This is a genomic window from Lysobacter enzymogenes, assembly GCF_017355525.1.
GTDB lineage: Bacteria > Pseudomonadota > Gammaproteobacteria > Xanthomonadales > Xanthomonadaceae > Lysobacter > Lysobacter enzymogenes_C.
The window spans coordinates 176,881-195,531 of sequence record NZ_CP067395.1 but is presented as its reverse complement, the minus strand read 5'-3'; the positions used below and the strand labels follow the sequence as shown (position 1 = coordinate 195,531).

Genomic DNA, 18,651 nt, shown 5'->3' with positions numbered 1-18,651 from the left:
GTTGCGCTGAATCCTCAAGCGCCGCGCCCGTCGAACCTCAAACCGCACAACGCCCGACATCGATAGCAGCGACCGCTTTCACATAAAAATCCCGAAAAAACCGCGCCGCCGGCTTGCCATTCCGTGATCGCGCACGCGCCGCAAACCTTGCCACGAATCTGCAATCTGCGCTTCCCAAGCTTTATCGTTTCCCCGGCGGCGCGTCCGCGCCGCGCCCAGCTTGGAGCAAGGCCTTGTCATCTCCCACCCGTCGCGATTTCCTCAAGCTCGCCGGCTCCGCCGCCGCGCTGAGCCTGCTGCCGCCCAGCATCCGCACCGCCCTGGCCACGCCGGCCGCGCGCGTCACCGGCACCATCCAGGATGTGCAGCACGTGGTGATCCTGATGCAGGAGAACCGGTCCTTCGACCATTACCTCGGCGCGTTGCGCGGCGTGCGCGGTTTCGACGACCCGCGGCCGATCCCGCTGCCCGGCGGCAAGACCGTGTTCGAGCAGCCCAAGACGGCGAGCAAGCCCAACGAGTTCGTGCTGCCGTTCCACCTCGACACCGCCCAGACCGCCGCGCACTGCCTGGCCGACATCGACCACAGCTGGAAGGGCGCGTATTCGCGCTGGAAGGACTACAACGCCTGGATCTCGGTCAAGGGCCCGATGTGCATGGGCCACTTCACCCGCGAGGACATGCCGTTCTATTACGCGCTGGCCGACGCGTTCACCGTCTGCGACGCGTATTACTGCTCGCACCACGGCCCGACCAATCCCAACCGCATGCATTTGTTCGCCGGCACCAGCGGCATGACCGTCGGCGACCTCGGGCCGCAGGCGGTCAACAACGCCGACGACGGCAACTGGACCGGCGACGCCTCGCGCGACAATCCCAATTTCGCCGGGCACAAGTGGACCACCTACGCCGAGCGTTTGCAGAACGCCGGGATTCCGTGGCGCGTGTATCAGGAACACGACAACTACGGCGACAACTCGCTCGCTTACTTCGCCGCGTTCCGCAAGCTCGATCCGAGTTCGCAGTTGTACAAGCGCGGCCGCGCGATCGTGCCGGGCTCGAACGAAGCCAACGCCAAGACCTCGCGCGGCGAGCACCTGATCGCCGAATTCGCCAAGGACGTGCGCAACGGCACCCTGCCGGCGGTGTCGTGGATCGTGCCGTCGTACATCATGAGCGAGCATCCGTCGGCGACCCCGGCCTATGGCGAATCGCTGACCGCGCGCCTGCTGGAGGCGCTGGTGGCCAATCCCGAGGTGTGGTCGAAGACCGTCTTCATCATCAACTACGATGAGAACGGCGGCTTCTTCGACCATCTGCCGGCGCCGTTGCCGGCGATCAACGCCGACCTCGGCAAGAGCACCGTCGACACCGCGACCGAGAACTACAACGGCATTCCGGTCGGGCTCGGCGTGCGCGTGCCGATGTTCGTGATCTCGCCGTGGAGCAAGGGCGGCTGGGTCAATTCGCAGGTGTTCGATCACACCTCGGTGCTGCGTTTCCTGGAAGCGCGCTTCGGCGTCGCCGAGCCGAACATCAGCGCGTGGCGCCGCACGGTGGCCGGCGACCTCAGCACCGCGTTCGATTTCGCCACGCCGAACGCGGCGTGGCCGGCGCTGCCGGACACCGACGACAGCATGAGCAACGCCGACGCCAGCTGCCGCCTCGCCGTGCCCAAGCCGCCGGCGCAGCAGCGCCTGCCCAAGCAGGAACGCGGCCAGCGCCCGGCGCGCGCGCTGCCGTACGAGTTGCAGGTCGGCGGCCGCATCGAAGCGTCCAGCGGGCGCTATTGGCTCGACTTCGGCAACAGCGGCGTCGCCGGCGCCTGCTTCAACGTGTATGCGGGCAACCGCGGCGACGGGCCGTGGTACTACACGCTCGACCCGGGCACGGCGCTGTCGGATTACTGGAGCGCCAAGCAGGTCACCAAGGGCGTCTACGATCTGTCGGCCTACGGCCCCAACGGCTTCCTGCGCGCGTTCCGCGGCGACCTCAACAAGGCCCTGGCCGCCGACGGCGCCAACCCGGAAGTGACGGTGCGCCACGACGTCGCCGGCGAGCGCCTGCTGCTGGAACTGGTCAACACCGGCAAGGCGGCGTGCACGCTGACCTTGAAGCCGAACCGCTACAGCGGCGCCGCCGCGCGTACCTACACGCTGGCGCCGGGCGCCAAGCGCAGCGACAGCTGGCCGCTGGCGGGCGGCAAGCGCTGGTACGACCTCAGCGTCACCTCGAACAAGGACACGCAGTATCTGCGCCGCTTCGCCGGGCATGCGGAGAACGGCGAGGACAGCGTCAGCGATCCGGCGATCGGGGTTTGATCCGGGGGCGCCGCACTGGCGCGGCGCCTTAGGGAACAAGGGACGCGGGGAACGGTGGGAACGCGCAATCGCCGCGTTCCCGCTCCCCTCGCCCCTGCGTTTCGCACATCGAATCGAGGCGGAACGCCCTCACCCGCCGGCCCGACCTTTGCTACGTTGCAGGCCAGCCGCAACCGGAGCCTGCCGATGAGCGCCGCCGACCGCCGCAACAACCGCCGCACCGTCGCGGCGTACGAAGGGTATGCGCGCGGCTATGCCGCCGCGGTGTCGGCCACGCCGTCGGCGCAGGCGGCCGAGGATCTGCGCCGCTTCGCCGCCGCGTTGGCGCCGCCGGCGCGGGTGCTCGACATCGGCTCGGGGCCGGGGTGGGATGCGGATTTTCTCGAAACCTTGGGCGCGCAGGTGCGGCGTACCGATGTTACGGCGGCGTTCGTGCGGTTTCAGATCGAGCGCGGCAAGCGGGCGTATCCGCTGGATCTGTTGGCCGACGAGATCGAAGGGACGTACGACGGGGTCTTGATGCTGTACGTGGTGCAGCACTTCGAGCGCGATCAGTTGGACGGCGTGCTGGGCAAGCTGGCGCAGGCGTTGCATGCGGGCGGCGTGGCGCTGCTGTCGCACATGCTCGGGGAAGGCGACGAGTGGGAAGGCGATGCGGGCGATTACCGGGTGGTGCGGTGGTCGGCGGCGGCGATGGATGAGCGGTTGCGGCGGGCGGGGTTCGCGGTGGAGTGGGAAAGCTTCATCGATAGCGAACAGCGGCCTTGGCGCAGCGTGATGGTGCGCAAGGGCGGGTGAGGATCGCAGCTCCGGCGGTGGCGCAGCGCGGTGAGCGGTGCGGCGTAGTTGGATTGGCGCGGTCGCGGCTTGCGCCGCTCCTACAGGGGGCATAGGCGGCCATGTCGTCCACGAAGGTTGCGTTTCTTCATTCGCGGTTGCGCTGCGCGGTGAATGGTGCGCCGTGGTTGTGCTGGCGCGGTCGCGGCTTGCGCCGCTCCTACAGGGGGCATAGGCGACCACGTCGTCCACGAAGGTTGCGTTTCTTCATTCGCGGTTGCGCTGCGCGGTGAATGGTGCGCCGTGGTTGTGTTGGCGCGGTCGCGGCTTGCGCCGCTCCTACAGGGGGCGTAGGCGGCCGCGTCGTTCGCGAAGGTTGCGTTTCTTCATTCGCGGTTGCGCTGCGCGGTGAATGGTGCGCCGTGGTTGCGTTGGCGCGGTCGCGGCTTGCGCCGCTCCTACAGGGGGCTACGGAGGCGACGTTTCTTCCTGTAGGAGCGGCGCGAGCCGCGACCGCGAACTCGCCCGGCACGGCGTCGGTTTCGCCGCGCTACAGCTTCATCCCCAGCCAGATCACCGTCTCGGTCGAAGCCGACACCACCGGCGACAGCAGCCGCGACCAGAAGCGGTCTTCGTGCAGGTGCTCCGCCGAGGTGTCGTGATGTTCGCGCTCCTCGTCGAGGATCGCGGCAATCGCCGTCGCTGCGGCCGGGTCGCGGCCTTCCAGCCTTTCCAGTTGATGGGCCAGATGGCGCAGCACCACCCGCTCCACCGCGACCGTGGTCGCGGCGATCGCGCGCGCGCCGAACAGGCCGGTGATGAGGCCCAGGGTGTAGCCGCCGAAGCCGCACAGCCCGTAGCTGCGGCAGCGCGGGCGGCCGCGGCGTTCGAGTTCGGCCCAGAACAGGGCGCGGTGGCGTTGTTCGTCGGCGCGGAAGGCGCTGAGTTCTTCGAGCAGGTGTGGCGCGGTCAGCCGGGCCATGCGGATCTGGCCGGCGTAGATGTTGACTGCGCCGTGTTCGCCGGCGTGGTTGACCTTGAGGATGCGGCTGCCGAGGTCGGTGTCGCTGCCGGCGTGCTGGACGACGGCGTTCATGGCGTTCGCGCCCGGCGCGGGGTTTTCAGCCAGCGCCGCAGTTGCGCGTACACCTGCGCGTCGCCGAGCAGGTCCAGATGATGCAGGCCGTAGCCGAGCCATTGCCGCGACGCGGGAATGCGCAGGTCGAACGCGGGATTGCGGTGCTGGCCCAGCGCGCTGGCGACCGGCACCAGCCCGTCGCCCGACGGCGGGTCGTCGCGGCGCTGGTCGCCTTCGTCGCGCGCGCGCTGCGCGTCGGTCGACACCGCGATCGCGTAGCTGCGCACGCCCTTGGGCAACGGCACCGGGGTGCGCGTGTCGGCGCGCGCGTCGGCGCCGGCGCGCTTGCGGTCGGCGTATGCGCGCCAGTCCGAATCGAGCAGGTTGCCGTGGCGCAGGTCCTGGATGCCGGCGCTGCGGATCTTGCCGAGGCGCGCGAACGGCGCGGTGTACGGGCTCAGCTGGATCACCGTGTCGAACCAACTGCCGGCGCGTTCGAGCGGCGCGCCCTGATGCGGCGTGCCGAGGAACACCAGACTGTCGAGCTTGTCGATCCAGTGGTGCCGCGCCTGCGCGGCGGCGTGGCAGGCGCTGCGCGCGACCAGGCCGCCCATGCTGTGGCAGACGATGGCGAGGCGTTCCACCGGCACCGGCCAATCGCGCAGCAGGCGTTCGAGCCGGGCGGAGAAGTCGCGGCCGTTGAACGAGATGTGGCGGCCGCTGTTGTAGCGCAGATAGACCGGGGTCCAACCCGCGTCGCGGGCCAGTTCGGCGCCGTAGTCGTGGCCGTTCCAGCGCCACTGGCGGTCGTTCATGCACAGGCCGTGGACCAGCACGACCAGTTTGCCGCTGGCCTGCGGCAGCGCCGCGCTCAAGGCCTTGCGGCCCGACGGCAACGGCCGGCCGTCGCGGCACAGGCGCATGCCGATCGCCAGCGGGTTGCCGGTGTCGTCGAGGTGATCGCCGAGCACGCCGTTGAGCGCGCTGATCGCCGCGTCGCGTTGCGGCAACGATTCGATCCGGTCCAGCCACGGCGCGACCTGCGCCAGCCCGAGGTCCAATGCGCTGCCGACCAGACGGGTGATGCCGCGCACGCCGCGGTACACCTGCCCGGTCAGGCCGCGGGTCGGGTCGTAGACCGGCGCGCCGAGCGGGCTCGGCAAGGCGGCGATGGTCGCGTGGACGGATTCGACCAGGTCGGTGACGCCGGTGATCGCGTCGATGGTGAGGCGGCCGATGCCGCGCAAATCGCCGCCGTAGCCGGTGGGGTTCGGGGCCGAGCGTTTGGTCGACATGCGGCGGCGCGGGCGGATGGGAGCTCAGCGTAGCGCAGTTGCTTGCGCGGCGGAGGCGGCGGCCGCGGCTTGGGCGCTTTCGCGGTCGCGGCTTCGGGCCGGGGCCGGGCGGCGCGGCGCCCGCGCGTCGTCAGCGTGCGCAGGAAACAAACGGGCAGGCGCGCGCGCCGCGCTCAGCCCGCGCGCGCCAGCCACTTGCGCGCGAGCCGGCGCATCGATTCGTCGCTGTCGGGATCGCTCAGCACCTCGTCGATGCCGCGCCAGGCCAGATCCAGCGATTCCTCGCTGACCACGAAGGTTTCGTCGTCGCCCGCGTGCACGACATAGCGCAAGTCGTAATGCCAATGCCCGGGCACGTCGCGGCGTTCGGGAATCCAGTGGCGGTCGAGGTCGAACAGCTCCGCGTCCACGCGCAGGCCGCTCAGGCCCGATTCTTCCTCGGCTTCCTTCAGCGCCACCGCGGCCATGTCGCGGTCGCCGTCGGCGTGGCCGCCGAGTTGCAGCCAGCGGCCGAGCTTGCGGTGGTGGGTCAGCAGCACGCGCGCGCCGGCGCGGTCGACCAGCCACGCGCCGCCGGTGAAATGGCCGGCCAGGCGGTCGCGGCGGAACGGGTCGGCCGGCATATGTTGCGCTGCATCATGCGCCGCGTCGAAATCCTCGGCCTCGCTCAGCAGTTGCAGGAACGGCGCCGTATGTTCGGCTTCTTCCGGCCAGCGGCGCGCATAGTCGGTCAGTGTGGAACGAAGTTCGGCGATGGCGTCGGGGCGTTGCGCTGGCATGGAGACGGGCTGGCGATTCAGGAACGGGAGGCCGGATTATCGCTGCCCGGACCATGACCGTGTGCGCTTGCCGCTTATTTACACCCTGAGTTAAGGTGGCCCGCCGCCCCGTACCGGGGTCGGTCACGTCGTCGCCAGAACGACGGGCACAGATCACTTCTTACGAGAGAGAGGGGAGTTCGATGTCGAGAGGCCTGTTCATCACCAAGCCGGTGGCACCCGCCGGTCATGTGGACGCCGGTGAGCCCGTAGAGGGCAGCCTCCAAGGCGAGGCAACGCTGAAACGGTCTCTGACCGCGACCCAATTGGTGATGCTGGGCATCGGCGCGGTCATCGGCGCCGGCATCTTCGTCCTCTCCGGCCACGCCGCCGCCGAACACGCCGGCCCGGCGATCGTGCTGAGCTTCATCGTCGCCGGCTTCGCCTGCGCACTGGCCGGCCTGTGCTACGCCGAGTTCTCGGCGATGCTGCCGGTGTCGGGCAGCGCCTACTCCTATTCCTATGCCACGCTCGGCGAGTTCGTCGCCTGGTTCATCGGTTGGAACCTGGTGCTGGAATACCTGTTCGCCGCCTCGACCGTCGCGGTCGGCTGGTCGGGTTACCTCAACAGCCTGCTGACCACCTTCGGCATGGGCCTGCCGGCCTCGCTGTCGGCCGCGCCGCTCAACATGGTCGACGGCGCGTTCGTCTACACCGGCGGGCTGGTCAATCTGCCGGCGGTGGTCATCGTCGCCGCGCTCAGCGGCCTGTGCTACGTCGGCATCACCCAGTCGGCCTTCATCAACACGATCATCGTCGCGATCAAGGTCGTGGTGATCACGCTGTTCGTCGCGTTCGCCGCCAAGTACGTCAACCCGGACAACTGGGTGCCGTTCATCCCGGAAAACCAGGGCCCCGGCAAGTACGGCATCGACGGCGTGATCCGCGGCGCCTCGGTGGTGTTCTTCGCCTACATCGGCTTCGACGCGGTCTCCACCGCCGCCGGCGAGGCCAAGAACCCGCAGCGCGACATGCCGATCGGCATCCTCGGCTCGCTGGTGATCTGCACCATCATCTACATCATCGTCTCCGGCGTGCTGACCGGCCTGCTGCCGTACCACATGCTGAGCACGCCGAAGCCGGTCGCGACCGCGCTGGAAGCCTATCCGGCGCTGGGCTGGCTCAAGCTGGTGGTCGAAGTCGGCGCCATCGCCGGCCTGAGTTCGGTGATCCTGGTCATGCTGATGGGCCAGCCGCGCATCTTCTATTCGATGGCGAAAGACGGCCTGCTGCCGAAGTTCTTCGCCAAGGTGCATCCGAAGTTCCAGACCCCGTACGTGGGCACGATCATCGTCGGCGTGTTCGCCTGCATCCTGGCCGGCCTGTTCCCGATCAACCTGCTCGGCGAGCTGGTGTCGATGGGCACCCTGCTGGCGTTCGCCACGGTCTGCGTCGGCGTGCTGATCCTGCGCAACACCCGCCCCGACCTGCCGCGTCCGTTCCGCGTGCCGCTGGCCGTCGTGGTCTGCCCGCTAGGCGCCGCGGCCTGTCTGTACCTGTTCTGGAAGCCGTTCGCCGAGCATTGGCACCTGATGACCGGCTGGACCGCGATCGGCATGCTGATCTACTTCGGCTACGGCTACCACAACAGCAAGCTGCGCAAGGCGGCGGGCGGCAAGGCCTGAGCCCGGCGCATCCATGATTCGAGGCCGGCGGGATTTCCCGCCGGCCTTTTTCCTTTTTATGCAGCGACGTTTCCACCGCAGCGACCGCGAACCCGAGTGCGTCGTTCTTTGAAGCCGTCATTCCCGCGAAGGCGGGAATCCAGGGCTTCACCGACACATGGCTCTGAAGTCTCTGGATTCCCGCCTTCGCGGGAATGACGGCCGAAGGATCGCAACGCGCGGATACACGCAACACCAGGACGAACCACCATGCTGGAACAACTCCGGGCGACCAAACACCCGCACGCCGCCCACACCGAGGCCGAGGGACTGAGCCTGCACCGCACCCTCGGCCCCTGGGGCCTGACCGCGCTCGGCATCGGCGCGGTCATCGGCGGCGGCATCTTCGTCATCACCGGCAAGGCCGCGGCAGAGCACGCCGGGCCGGCGATCATGCTGTCCTTCATTCTCGCGGCGATCTGTTGCACCTTCTGCGCGCTGGCCTATGCCGAGTTCGCGGCGATGGTGCCGGTGTCCGGCAGCGCCTACACCTACACCTACGCGACCCTGGGCGAGCTGTCGGCCTGGTTCATCGGCTGGATGCTGATCCTGGAGTACGGCGTCTCCGCTTCGGCGGTGGCGGTCAGTTGGACCGGTTACTTCCTGAGTCTGTTGCAACACTTCGACATCACCCTGCCCGCGGCCTTGGTGCAGGCGCCGCTGGACGCCAAGCTGCGCCCGACCGGCGCCATCGCCAACCTGCCGGCGGCGGCGATCGTGCTGCTGCTGACGTGGCTGTGCTATGTCGGCATCCGCAAGTCGTCGGCGATGAACATGGCGATGGTGGTGCTGAAGTCGGGCCTGATCGTGCTGGTCATCGCGGTCGGCTGGAAGTACGTGAATCCCGACCTGTGGCAGCCGTTCATTCCCGAATCGCAGGGCCACGGCAAGTACGGCTGGGAAGGCGTGCTGCGCGGCGCGTCGATGGTGTTCTTCGCCTACATCGGCTTCGAGGCGGTGTCGGTGGCGGCGCAGGAATCGCACAAGCCGCAGAAGGACATGCCGATCGGCATGATGGCGTCGCTGGCGATCTGCACGGTGCTGTACATCGGCATGGCCGCGGTGATGACGGGCCTGGCGCCGTACTACACCCTGGGCACCGACGAGCCGGTGGTGACCGCGATCGCCGCGCATCCGGCGCTGAACTGGCTGCGCATCGTGGTCGAGGTCGGCGCCCTGGTCGGGCTGTCGTCGGTGGTGCTGGTGATGATCATCGGCCAGCCGCGCATCTTCATGATCATGGCCCGCGACGGCCTGCTGCCGCCGGTGTTCACCAAGATCCATCCGAAGTACCGCACGCCGCACATCAACACCGTCATCACCGGCATCGGCATCGCCTTGCTGGCGGCGCTGTTCCCGCTCGACATCCTCGGCGACATGACCTCGATGGGCACCCTGATCGCGTTCGCCGCGGTCTGCCTCGGCGTGCTGATCCTGCGCCGTACCCAGCCGGACCTGCCGCGGCCGTTCCGGATCCCGTTCGCGTGGCCGATCTGCATCGCCGGCATCGTCAGCTGCCTGGTGCTGCTGTCGACGATGACCGCGCACAACTGGATGCTGATGGGCGTGTGGACGGTCATTGGTTTTGCGATCTATTTCGCCTACGGCTACAAGTACAGCAAGCTGCGCAAGGCGCGCGGCTGAGCGCTGGGCGGGTAACCGCCCGGCTGCGAGAGAACCGGCCAAGGCCGGCCCCGGCGTCCCGGGGCCGGCCTTTCGCTTTTGCGGGGCCGCCCTGGCAGGCGGGCGCGACGTGGGCAGGCGGGCCTGCGGGCCCGAGGCTTGCGCTGCCGTCGCGGCGAGCCGAGGCGAAAGCACCGGGCCTGAAGGCGCTTCCGCCCGGGCTCCGGCCCGCCCGGGGCGGCTTGCCGGCTCTGCCGCCATAACGCTGCGTTATGCCAAAAACGCGGCAAGCGCCACATCCCGGCGCTAAACTGACCGGCATGAACAGCCCCCTGCCCTACGACCCGCAGCGCCTGGCGCACTGCGCCGGCGAGATCATCGTCAACGTGCGCGAGCTCGCCCAGCGCGGCTGGACCCCGGCCACCAGCAGCAATTTCTCGCGCCGCATCGATGCCGGGCACGTCGCCATCACCGTCTCCGGCCGCGACAAGGGCCGGCTGACCGAAGAAGACATCATGGTCGTCGACCTGGACGGCGCGCCGGTGGCGACCCGCCACCGCCCGTCCGCCGAGACCCTGCTGCACACCCAGTTGTACAAGCGCTACCCCGAGATCGGCTGCGTCCTGCACACCCATTCGCAGACCCAGACGGTGGCCTCGCGCCTGTACGCCGGCCAGGGCCACGTGCACCTGGAAGGCTACGAGCTGCTCAAGGCCTTCGCCGGCACCACCACCCACGACACCGAGCTGGACCTGCCGGTCTACCCGAACACCCAGGACATGCCGACCCTGGCCGCCCAGGTCGACGCCACCCTGGACCAGCAGACCCTGTGGGGCTACCTGATCGACGGCCACGGCCTGTACGCGTGGGGCCGCGACATGGGCGAGGCCCGCCGCCACCTGGAGGCCTTCGAATTCCTGCTGGGCTGCGAACTCGAACTGCGGAGGCTGCGCCGATGAGCCGTTTGCGTATTTTTCCCCAGGACCAGCCCGACGCGCCGACGCTGAGCACCAGCGACCAGGGCGAGATCGCGCGCGAGCTGGCCAAGATCGGCGTCGGCTTCGAGCAATGGCAGGCCGCCCAGCCGGTCAAGCCGGGCGACACGCCCGAGGCGATCATGGCCGCGTACCGCGCCGACATCGACCGCATCACGGTCGAGCGCGGCTTCAAGACCGTCGACGTGGTCAGCATCGCCCCGGACAACCCGCAGCGCGAAACCATGCGGGGCAAGTTCCTCGACGAGCACTACCACAAGGAAGACGAAGTGCGTTTCTTCGTCGCCGGCTCGGGCCTGTTCACCCTGCACGTCGAACCCAACGTCTACGAAATCAAGTGCGAACAGGGCGACCTGATCTCGGTGCCCGACAGCACCCTGCACTGGTTCGACATGGGCCCGGAACCGAGCTTCGTCGCGATCCGCTTCTTCACCGAGCCGGACGGCTGGGTCGGGTACTTCACCGGTACCGATATCGCCCAGCAGTTTCCGCGCTACGAGCGCGGCCAGGCGGGTTGAAGCGGGTTGAAGCAGGAGATAGCGCATAGGAGCTGGGAGATAGCGAAAGCCGTTTCCTCCCTCCGTTCGCCCTGCTTCCGCTTCACGCCTCTCGCTATCTCCCAACTCCTATCCGCTATCTCCCAGCCCTATGCCTATCCGCGCCATCCTCACCGACATCGAAGGCACCACCAGCAGCATTTCCTTCGTCAAGGACGTGCTGTTCCCGTATGCGCGCCGCGCCCTGCCGGGCTTCGTCGCCGCGCGCGGGCGCGAGCCGAACGTGCGCAAGTGGCTGGACACGGTCGCGCTGGAGAACGGCGGCGCCTGCCAGGATTCGGTCATCGTCGAGGTGCTGCAGGGCTGGATCGACGAAGACCGCAAGCACACCGCGCTGAAGGCCTTGCAGGGCATGATCTGGGCCGACGGCTACAAGAGCGCGGACTTCACCTCGCACATGTACCCCGACGCGGCGCCGGCGCTGCGCCAGTGGAAGGACGCCGGCCTGCGCCTGTACGTCTATTCCTCCGGCAGCGTGCCGGCGCAGCGGCTGCTGTTCGGCCACAGCGACGCCGGCGACCTGACCGGACTGTTCTCCGGCTTCTTCGACACCGAGGTCGGCGGCAAGCGCGAAGCGGCGAGCTACGCGCACATCCGCGACAGCATCGGCCTGCCGGGCGACGAGATCCTGTTTCTGTCCGACGTGGTCGAAGAACTCGACGCCGCGCGCGAAGCCGGCCTCGGCACGGTGCTGCTGGACCGGCTCGACGACTACCCGCAGCCGCGCGAAGGCGACGCGACCCACGGGCATACGCGCGCGACGGCGTTCGACCAGATCGTCCTCTGAGCATTCGCGGCGCCTACCTGGGCTCCCTGTAGGAGCGGCGCAAGCCGCGACCGCGAAAACCCAACCACGCCGCAACTCCGAACGCGCGAAACGCCCCAAGCCGCAGTCCGTGAAATCGCACGGCTGCGGCAGGGTCTGTCGTGTATGCGATGTCGCGGTCGCGGCTCGCGCCGCTCCTACAGGTAGCCCACCGGGCTACAGCAGGCGGCTCAGGTTGCGCACGCGCACTTCGTCGCGCTCCACGCCGTGTTCGGCGGCGGCGCGGCGGCGGATGCAGTCCAGCAGTTCGGCCGGGTCGAATCGTCCCGGCGCGCTCGGCGCGTAGTCGAGCGTGGTCTGGCCCCAGACGATGAAGCGGCCGCCGACCAGGATTTCGTAGTCGGCGAAGTAGCAGTAATGCGTGTCCATGCCGGCGCCGGCTCAGGTGCCGACGTGGATGTCGTTGCCGCTTTCGGCGCAGCCCAGGTGTTCCAGCGCGATCGACAGCGCCAGGGTGTAGCTTTGCGCCGAGTAGCCGTGGATCAGGCGCAGGCGGCGGCCGCAGCCCGGGGCCAGGCTCGGTTCCAGCGCGTTGGTGTCGTCGTCGTGGACTTCGATGTACGGCACCGCCAGTTGCTCCAGCGCGCCGCGCAGTTCGGCGCTGGCCGGCGCGCAGGCGCCCGGGTCGAGCAGCAGCAGTTCGGCGTTGGCCGCGCGCATGCCGCGGATGCAGTCCACCAGTTCGCGCTCGCTGCGGCAGCTGCGCAAAGCCAGCGCCTTGCCGGCGCCGGCGGCGCGCTCGACCAGGGTCGCGCGCACTTCGCCGGCCAGCGGCGGGACCATCGAATCGACGGCCGCGCCGGTGTTCGGACCACGCCCGCTGGGACCACGCAAGATCAGGATCGACACGTTCGGACTCGCTGCGCACTCGGAGCGGTGCGCCACGGGAGTCACTGTAGGAAGTGCGGGCGTAAACGCGCTATGCCGGCCGCCGGTCGCGGGCGTAAAGCCCGCATCAATTCTTGCGCGGCTGCGGGCGTATGGTTTCGGCGTCGGTCGCCGGGCGGCGGCCCCGCCTCACTTATGGATCTTCTCGCCGCGCGCCAGCATCTCCACCAGCTTGGCGATCCGCGCCGCGCGCGTGTCCGCCTTCTTCGCCGTCGTCACCCGCCACAGCACCGCGTAGCGGTTGGAACCGTCGAGCGCATCGAAGAACTTGCGCGCCTTCGGCGATTTCGCCAAGGCCGCGGCCAGATCCTCCGGCATCTCGATCTTGCTCGCCGACGCGTACGCCGCCTGCCAGCGCCCGTCGGCCTGGGCCGCGTCGATCTCGCGCTGGCCGCCGGCGCGCATGCGGCCCTGCGCGATCAATTGCTCGCACTTGCCGATGTTGATCTGCGACCACAGGCTGCGCGCGCGCCGCGGCACGAAGCGCTGCAGGAAGTAGGTCTCGTCGAGGCTGCGCTTCTGCCCGTCGATCCAGCCGTGGCACAGCGCCACGTCCAGCGCCTGCGCATAGTTCACGGTAACTACGCCGCAGCCTTTCTTGGCGATCTTGAGCCACAGCCCGGTCTTGGCCGGCGGCGTTTCCAGCCAACGCTCGAACGCTTCCGCATCGGCGAACGCGAGCACCGGCAGGTCGTCGGCCGGTCCGGTCGGTTTGGCGCTCATGGCGCGGCCTCGATCAAGCGATACGAACTGCCCAGGCGCTGCTCGCCCTGCCAGGCGTCGAAGCTGCGCACTTCGATGGCGTGCTCGCCGACGGGCAGATCGGTCGGCAGCGGCGGCGCGCTCCACAGGTGCGGCGTCGGCGTGGCGATGGGCGCGCGGTCGAAGCTGCGCAGTTGCGTAGCGGCGTCGTCGCGCGCGTTCTCGGCCAGCAGCGCCGGGTCGGCTTGCTCGACGCGCCGCATCGGCTTCCATTCGCCGCCGTCGATGCGGTATTCCACGCGGCTGTCGTCGCGGCCCATGAACACGTTGGCGTAAATCCCGCGGATCGGATACGAACCCTGGCGCAGGGTCTTGGGCGCGTACAGCCGCAGGTAATCGTTGGCGACCGCGGCCGCATCGAGCGCGCGTCCGGCCGACGGCGCCGGATGCCAGCTCAACGCGTAACCGGCGTCGCCGCGCACGCGCAGGCGCGCGTAGCCGTTCGGCGTGCCGTCGCTCATGGTGGTGTCGGGCAGGCCGTTGGCGTCTTTCACTCCGGACCAGAACGCGCCGCAGGCCGCGCCGACGTTGTACTCGTGCAGCGGCGCCGCGCCGCGCCAGCCGCTGTCGCCGCCGTGATAGACGTGGCGCTGGGCGTGGCTGTGGCCGCTGAGCACCAGCACGTGCGGGAACTCGCGCAGCAGGCCGAACAGGCGCTCGCGGTCGGCATGGCGGAAGGTTTCGCGGCCCGGCGCGGCGTCGAACAGCGGGATGTGCATCGCCAGCACCAACAGGCGCCGCTTGTCGGCATGGGCGAGATACGCCTCAAGGAACTCGAACTGCTCCGGCCGCAGCCCGCCGATGTATTCGGGCTTGGAACCCGGCCGATAGACCACGTCGTCGAACACGACGAAGTTGGCCTGCGCTTCTTCCCAGGCGTAGGTGTCGGGGCCGAACACGTGGCGATAGCTCAGCAGCGAGTCTTCGTCGCGCTTGGCGTCGAAGTCGAGGTCGTGATTGCCGGGCGCGTGCAGCCACGGCACGCCGAGGCTCGCGGTGACTGCGTTGAGCTGCGGGTACAGCGACAGGTCGTCGTGGGTGATGTCGCCCAGGCTCAGGCCGAGATCGGCGACCGGCGCCTTGCCTTTGCGCTGCGCCAGCAACGGTTCGACGATGTCGCGGCGGTAATAGCCGACGTCGACGGCGCTCTTGGTCTGCGGGTCGGCGAACACCAGCACGTCGAGGTCGCCGCCGCGCGCGTTGCGCGCCTGCGGGATCAGCGCGTAGTCGCGGCAGGTCGGCGCGGCCTGCGGCATGCCGCCGTACCTCAGCGGCGGCGCTTCGCTCAAGCTCACGTTGAGCCAGTAATCCGGCAGGCCGCTGTCGGCGCGCGCGGCGACGCGGTAGCCGGCCGGTTTGATCAGGAACTGGCTGCTGCGCTCGCTCAGCGGCAGGACGTAGCGGCCCTGCGCGTCGGTCAGGACGATGCGGCGCCCGTCCGAGACGCGCTGGCCGGCCAGCCCGGGCTCGCCGGGATCGCGGCGGCCGTTGCCGTTGCGGTCCTCGAACACCGTGCCGCCTTCGCACGGCGGCGGCAACGACTGGGCCTGCGCCGCGGACGCGGCGGCGCACAGGGACACGGCGAGAAGGCAGACGCGCAAGCGCATGGAACGGTCTCCGGTACGAAGCCGGCATTATGCGGCGGACGCGGCGGCGGCGGCTTGGGTTGATCGGACCGTTCGCCGGTCGCGGGCGCAATCGCGGACAGAGGCCGACCCAAAGCCGCCGCGACGGACGCGGCGGTTCGACGACGGCAGCGGCGGTTTAACAAACGCCTAGGGTCGGCCCGGATGGTCCGAAGCCGCGCGCAGGTCTAGCGTCGCAGACTCCCCCCAAGCGTGGAGAACCGCCATGCTGCCCTCGTTGGATGCCGCCGCCCGCACCGATCTTTACCGCCACCGCCCCGAGCCGCCGGAGCCGCCGACCGCCTCGGAGCTGACCGACCAGGCCATCGCCAAGTACGAAACCGACGCCAAGAACGGCGTCGCGCCATCGCAACTGGCCGACGACCGCGCCGCCATCGACAAGGCGGTCGCGCTGGAAGTGCAACTGAACATCTACGGCCTGCCCGGCCGCAGCAAGGCCGAACGCGAGCCGACCGTCGCCCAGTTGGTCGACCAGTACGGCCAGGACATCCTCGACCGCCACCCCGACCTGCCGGCGGCGTCGCGCGAAACCATCGAAGGCGCGATCGGCGATTACAGGAAAGAAGCGACCACCTGGACGCCGGAAGACCGCGGCAAGGTCGACGCCTACATCAAGACCGCGATGGACGCGCACGGCGACGACATCCAGGGCGCGTTCGAACAGTTGCGCGACCTGCGCTGGACGCCGGGCCATTTCTACGATTCCAACCTCGCCATCGCCGCCGATTACCTGCGCGCGCGCTGGGAGACGCAGAAGTCGAACAACATCGTGTCCGGGATCATGGTCGATACCTACCTGGACAAGAAGCAGGCCGGCGAGATCCCGCAGAACGGCCCGGGGCCGGTGTCGCCGTACTCCGAATTGCAGAAGGAGTACATGCACAAGGGCATCGACGATCAGTGGGATACGCTGAACTGGTTCGAGAAGACCTTTCTCAGCGACAGTTCGGTGACCATCGGCGGGCTGGCGCGGGCGGCGTTCGAGAACGATGTGAGTTGACCGGCCGAAGCCCCCTGTAGGAGCGGCGCGAGCCGCGACCGCGACAACGCAGCTGCAACAGACCTTGCCGCAGCCCGCGCAGGTTCGCCGGGCTACGGCCCGCAGGCATTTCGCGCGATGGGAGTTGCGGCGTAGTCGAGTTTTCGCGGTCGCGGCTCGCGCCGCTCCTACAGGTAGATTGCGGACATCAGCGGGCGGTCACTCCGCCGGCTTGAACCCGCGATGCGGCTTGCCGTGCCGCTGCTGCAACACCTCGACCGCGTCGCTCAGCGACAGGCCGCGCGCGCGCAGCAGCACCTGCAGGTGGAACAACAGGTCGGCGGCTTCGCCGACCAGCGCGGCATCGTCCTCGGCGACCGCGGCCAGCGCGGTCTCCACGCCTTCCTCGCCGACTTTCTGCGCGATCGCGCGCACGCCGCGTTCGAACAGGCCGGTGGTGTAGCTGCCGGCCGGGCGGGTGCGTTCGCGCTCGGCGATCAGGCCGTCGAGCTCGCTCAGGAACGCCAGCCTGGCGCCCGGAGCGTGGGCGAAACAGCTGTCGCGGCCGAGGTGGCAGGTCGGCCCGTGCGGCCGCGCGCGCACCAGCAAGGTGTCGCGGTCGCAGTCGGTCTCGATCCAGACCAGATCCAGGTAGTGGCCGGAGCTTTCGCCCTTGGTCCACTGCCGCTGCTTGCTGCGGCTGTAGAAGGTGACGTGGCCGCTGCTCAGCGTCGTCTGCAGCGCGGCGCGATCCATGTAGCCGAGCATCAGCACGCGCTGGTTGTCGGCGTCCTGGACCACCGCCGGCAGCAAGCCGTCCTGCTTGTCCCAGGCCAGGGCGTCGATCTCGTGCGGGCTCAACGCGATGTCCATCAGTGCAGCTCGCGCACCGGCACGCCCTGCCCGCTCAGCGCGCGCTTGAGTTCGGGAATGCGGATGCTGCCGGAATGGAACACGCTCGCCGCCAATGCGGCGTCGACGTCGGCCTGCAGGAACACTTCGCCGAAATGCTCGATCGCGCCGGCGCCGCCGGAGGCCACCAGCGGCACCTCGCAGATCGCGCGCACCGCGCTGAGCTGCTCGATGTCGTAGCCGCTGCGCACGCCGTCGCTGCCCATGCAGTTCAGCACGATCTCGCCGGCGCCGAGCCGCTGCGCCTCGACCACCCAGTCCAGGGTGCGCTTGGGCAGCGCCTGGGTGCGCGAGGGGTCGCCGGTGTACTGGCGCACCCGCCATTCGCCGTCGGCGTCGCGCAGGCTGTCGATCCCGACGACCACGCACTGCACGCCGAATTCGGCGGCGATTTCGCCGATCAACTCGGGCCGTTCCAGCGCCGGCGTGTTGACCGAGATCTTGTCGGCGCCGGCGTTGAGCACGCCGCGCGCGTCGGCGACCGAACGGATGCCGCCTGCGACGCAGAACGGAATGTCGATCGCGCGCGAGACCCGTTCGACCCAGTCGCGGTCGACGCTGCGCCCCTGCGGACTGGCGGCGATGTCGTAGAACACCAGCTCGTCGGCCCCTTCGTCGCGGTAGCGCAGCGCCAGCTCGACGATGTCGCCCATGTCGACATGGTCGCGAAAGCGCACGCCCTTGACCACGCGCCCGTCGCGGACGTCGAGGCAGGGGACGATACGGCGGCTGAGCGACGTGGACGGCATGGGCGTGGAGTTCAGCAACGGCGGACCTGCTTCAAGGCGTCGGTGAGTTGGAAGCGGCCTTCGATCAAGGCCTTGCCGAGGACCGCGCCGGAGCAGCCGATGCTGTCGGCGGCGACGATGTCGGCGATGTCGCGGATGCCGCCGGAGGCCTGCAACTGCACGTCCGGCGCGATGTCGCGGATGTGCTTGTACAGGTCCAGGTTCGGCCCGGCCATGGTGCCGTCGCGCGAGACGTCGGTGCACAGCAGGTGGCGCAGGCCGGCTTCGGCGTAGCGCTGCAGCAAGGCCTCCAGGCGCACGCCGCTGTCCTCGGTCCAGCCGGACACCGGCAGTTCCCATTCGCCCTGCTCGTTCTGGCGCACGTCGAGCGCGATGGTGATGCGTTCGGCGCCGAACCGGCGCAGCCAGGCGATGACCAGGTCCGGGTCCTTGACTGCGAGCGAGCCGACCACGACCCGGTCGGCGCCGGCGTCGAGGATGGCTTCCACGTCGGCCTCGCTGCGCACGCCGCCGCCGGTCTGCACGCGCATCCAGCTGGAGGTGGTGATCGCGCGCAGCAGCGGCGCCAGGGTGTAGCCGCCGTAGCGCGCGGCGTCCAGGTCGATCAGGTGCAGCCACTTGGCGCCGGCTTCGGCGTAGCGCGTGGCCAGGGCCAGCGGCTCGGTTTCGTAGCGGGTTTCCTGCGCGTAGTCGCCCTGGTGCAGGCGCACGACGCGTCCGTCGCGAACGTCGATCGCGGGGTAGAGGGTGCTGTTGCCCAT

At 69.2% G+C, this 18,651-nt stretch carries 18 protein-coding genes; 8 read left to right on the top strand and 10 right to left on the bottom strand.

Annotated elements, in window-relative coordinates; genetic code table 11:
- Positions 1-233: 233 nt before the first annotated feature.
- Positions 234-2,321: a phosphocholine-specific phospholipase C gene (locus JHW38_RS01030; RefSeq protein ID WP_207524193.1), complete on the top strand. Its 2,088-nt coding sequence runs from the start codon at positions 234-236 to the stop codon at positions 2,319-2,321.
- 54 nt (positions 2,322-2,375) lie between these two features.
- Positions 2,376-3,119: a class I SAM-dependent methyltransferase gene (locus tag JHW38_RS01025; protein WP_207524192.1), complete on the top strand. Its 744-nt coding sequence runs from the start codon at positions 2,376-2,378 to the stop codon at positions 3,117-3,119.
- Positions 3,120-3,648: 529 nt separating this feature from the next.
- Here JHW38_RS01025 and JHW38_RS01020 read toward each other — a convergent pair.
- The 3 genes from JHW38_RS01020 to JHW38_RS01010 all read right to left on the bottom strand — a co-directional run bounded on the left by JHW38_RS01020 (position 3,649) and on the right by JHW38_RS01010 (position 6,250).
- On the bottom strand, positions 3,649-4,194 hold the full coding sequence (locus tag JHW38_RS01020) for a demethoxyubiquinone hydroxylase family protein (protein WP_207524191.1): 546 nt from the start codon (positions 4,192-4,194) through the stop codon (positions 3,649-3,651).
- The gene (locus JHW38_RS01015) at positions 4,191-5,471 is read right to left on the bottom strand and encodes an esterase/lipase family protein (RefSeq protein ID WP_207524190.1); all 1,281 of its coding nucleotides are present in this window, start codon (positions 5,469-5,471) and stop codon (positions 4,191-4,193) included. The genes JHW38_RS01020 and JHW38_RS01015 overlap by 4 nt, the downstream gene beginning before the upstream one ends.
- Positions 5,472-5,644: 173 nt before the next feature.
- Positions 5,645-6,250, bottom strand: coding sequence for an NUDIX hydrolase (locus JHW38_RS01010; RefSeq protein ID WP_207524189.1), 606 nt, complete (start codon positions 6,248-6,250; stop codon positions 5,645-5,647).
- A gap of 182 nt (positions 6,251-6,432) precedes the next feature.
- Between JHW38_RS01010 and JHW38_RS01005 the strand changes: the two genes are divergently transcribed.
- The 5 genes from JHW38_RS01005 (at position 6,433) to mtnC (ending at position 11,915) form a co-directional block, all read left to right on the top strand.
- Positions 6,433-7,914 carry an amino acid permease gene (locus JHW38_RS01005; protein WP_207524188.1) on the top strand — a complete coding sequence of 494 codons (1,482 nt, stop codon included), beginning with the start codon at positions 6,433-6,435 and terminating at the stop codon, positions 7,912-7,914.
- A 249-nt stretch (positions 7,915-8,163) separates the two neighbouring features.
- Positions 8,164-9,597, top strand: coding sequence for an amino acid permease (locus tag JHW38_RS01000; RefSeq protein WP_207524187.1), 1,434 nt, complete (start codon positions 8,164-8,166; stop codon positions 9,595-9,597).
- A 299-nt stretch (positions 9,598-9,896) separates the two neighbouring features.
- Positions 9,897-10,535, top strand: coding sequence for a methylthioribulose 1-phosphate dehydratase (locus tag JHW38_RS00995; RefSeq protein ID WP_207524186.1), 639 nt, complete (start codon positions 9,897-9,899; stop codon positions 10,533-10,535).
- Entirely contained in the window at positions 10,532-11,089 is a 558-nt protein-coding gene (locus JHW38_RS00990) for a 1,2-dihydroxy-3-keto-5-methylthiopentene dioxygenase (protein ID WP_207524185.1), read from the top strand. Before JHW38_RS00995 ends, JHW38_RS00990 begins: the two co-directional genes overlap by 4 nt.
- 130 nt (positions 11,090-11,219) lie before the next feature.
- On the top strand, positions 11,220-11,915 hold the full coding sequence (gene mtnC, locus JHW38_RS00985) for an acireductone synthase (RefSeq protein ID WP_207524184.1): 696 nt from the start codon (positions 11,220-11,222) through the stop codon (positions 11,913-11,915).
- Positions 11,916-12,110: 195 nt separating this feature from the next.
- Here the strand turns inward: mtnC and JHW38_RS00980 are convergent, their stop codons facing one another.
- From JHW38_RS00980 to JHW38_RS00965, 4 genes are all read right to left on the bottom strand, one after another.
- Positions 12,111-12,323, bottom strand: coding sequence for a hypothetical protein (locus tag JHW38_RS00980; RefSeq protein WP_207524183.1), 213 nt, complete (start codon positions 12,321-12,323; stop codon positions 12,111-12,113).
- Between the two features lie 12 nt (positions 12,324-12,335).
- Positions 12,336-12,803 carry a type II 3-dehydroquinate dehydratase gene (locus JHW38_RS00975; RefSeq protein ID WP_207524182.1) on the bottom strand — a complete coding sequence of 156 codons (468 nt, stop codon included), beginning with the start codon at positions 12,801-12,803 and terminating at the stop codon, positions 12,336-12,338.
- 168 nt (positions 12,804-12,971) lie between these two features.
- Positions 12,972-13,565: a YdeI/OmpD-associated family protein gene (locus JHW38_RS00970; RefSeq protein ID WP_207524181.1), complete on the bottom strand. Its 594-nt coding sequence runs from the start codon at positions 13,563-13,565 to the stop codon at positions 12,972-12,974.
- The gene (locus JHW38_RS00965) at positions 13,562-15,211 is read right to left on the bottom strand and encodes a calcineurin-like phosphoesterase C-terminal domain-containing protein (RefSeq protein WP_207524180.1); all 1,650 of its coding nucleotides are present in this window, start codon (positions 15,209-15,211) and stop codon (positions 13,562-13,564) included. The genes JHW38_RS00970 and JHW38_RS00965 overlap by 4 nt, the downstream gene beginning before the upstream one ends.
- A gap of 244 nt (positions 15,212-15,455) precedes the next feature.
- On the opposite strand from JHW38_RS00965, the gene JHW38_RS00960 reads away from it, so the two are divergent.
- On the top strand, positions 15,456-16,250 hold the full coding sequence (locus tag JHW38_RS00960) for a hypothetical protein (RefSeq protein WP_207524179.1): 795 nt from the start codon (positions 15,456-15,458) through the stop codon (positions 16,248-16,250).
- A gap of 198 nt (positions 16,251-16,448) precedes the next feature.
- Here JHW38_RS00960 and hisIE read toward each other — a convergent pair whose 3' ends face one another.
- Genes hisIE through hisA form a run of 3 tightly spaced genes read right to left on the bottom strand, consistent with a single transcriptional unit; the run spans position 16,449 to position 18,651 of the window.
- The gene (gene hisIE, locus JHW38_RS00955; RefSeq protein WP_207524178.1) at positions 16,449-17,102 is read right to left on the bottom strand and encodes a bifunctional phosphoribosyl-AMP cyclohydrolase/phosphoribosyl-ATP diphosphatase HisIE; all 654 of its coding nucleotides are present in this window, start codon (positions 17,100-17,102) and stop codon (positions 16,449-16,451) included.
- Positions 17,102-17,890 carry an imidazole glycerol phosphate synthase subunit HisF gene (gene hisF, locus JHW38_RS00950; RefSeq protein WP_207524177.1) on the bottom strand — a complete coding sequence of 263 codons (789 nt, stop codon included), beginning with the start codon at positions 17,888-17,890 and terminating at the stop codon, positions 17,102-17,104. Before hisF ends, hisIE begins: the two co-directional genes overlap by 1 nt.
- An 11-nt stretch (positions 17,891-17,901) precedes the next feature.
- Positions 17,902-18,651: a 1-(5-phosphoribosyl)-5-[(5-phosphoribosylamino)methylideneamino]imidazole-4-carboxamide isomerase gene (hisA, locus tag JHW38_RS00945; protein WP_207524176.1), complete on the bottom strand. Its 750-nt coding sequence runs from the start codon at positions 18,649-18,651 to the stop codon at positions 17,902-17,904.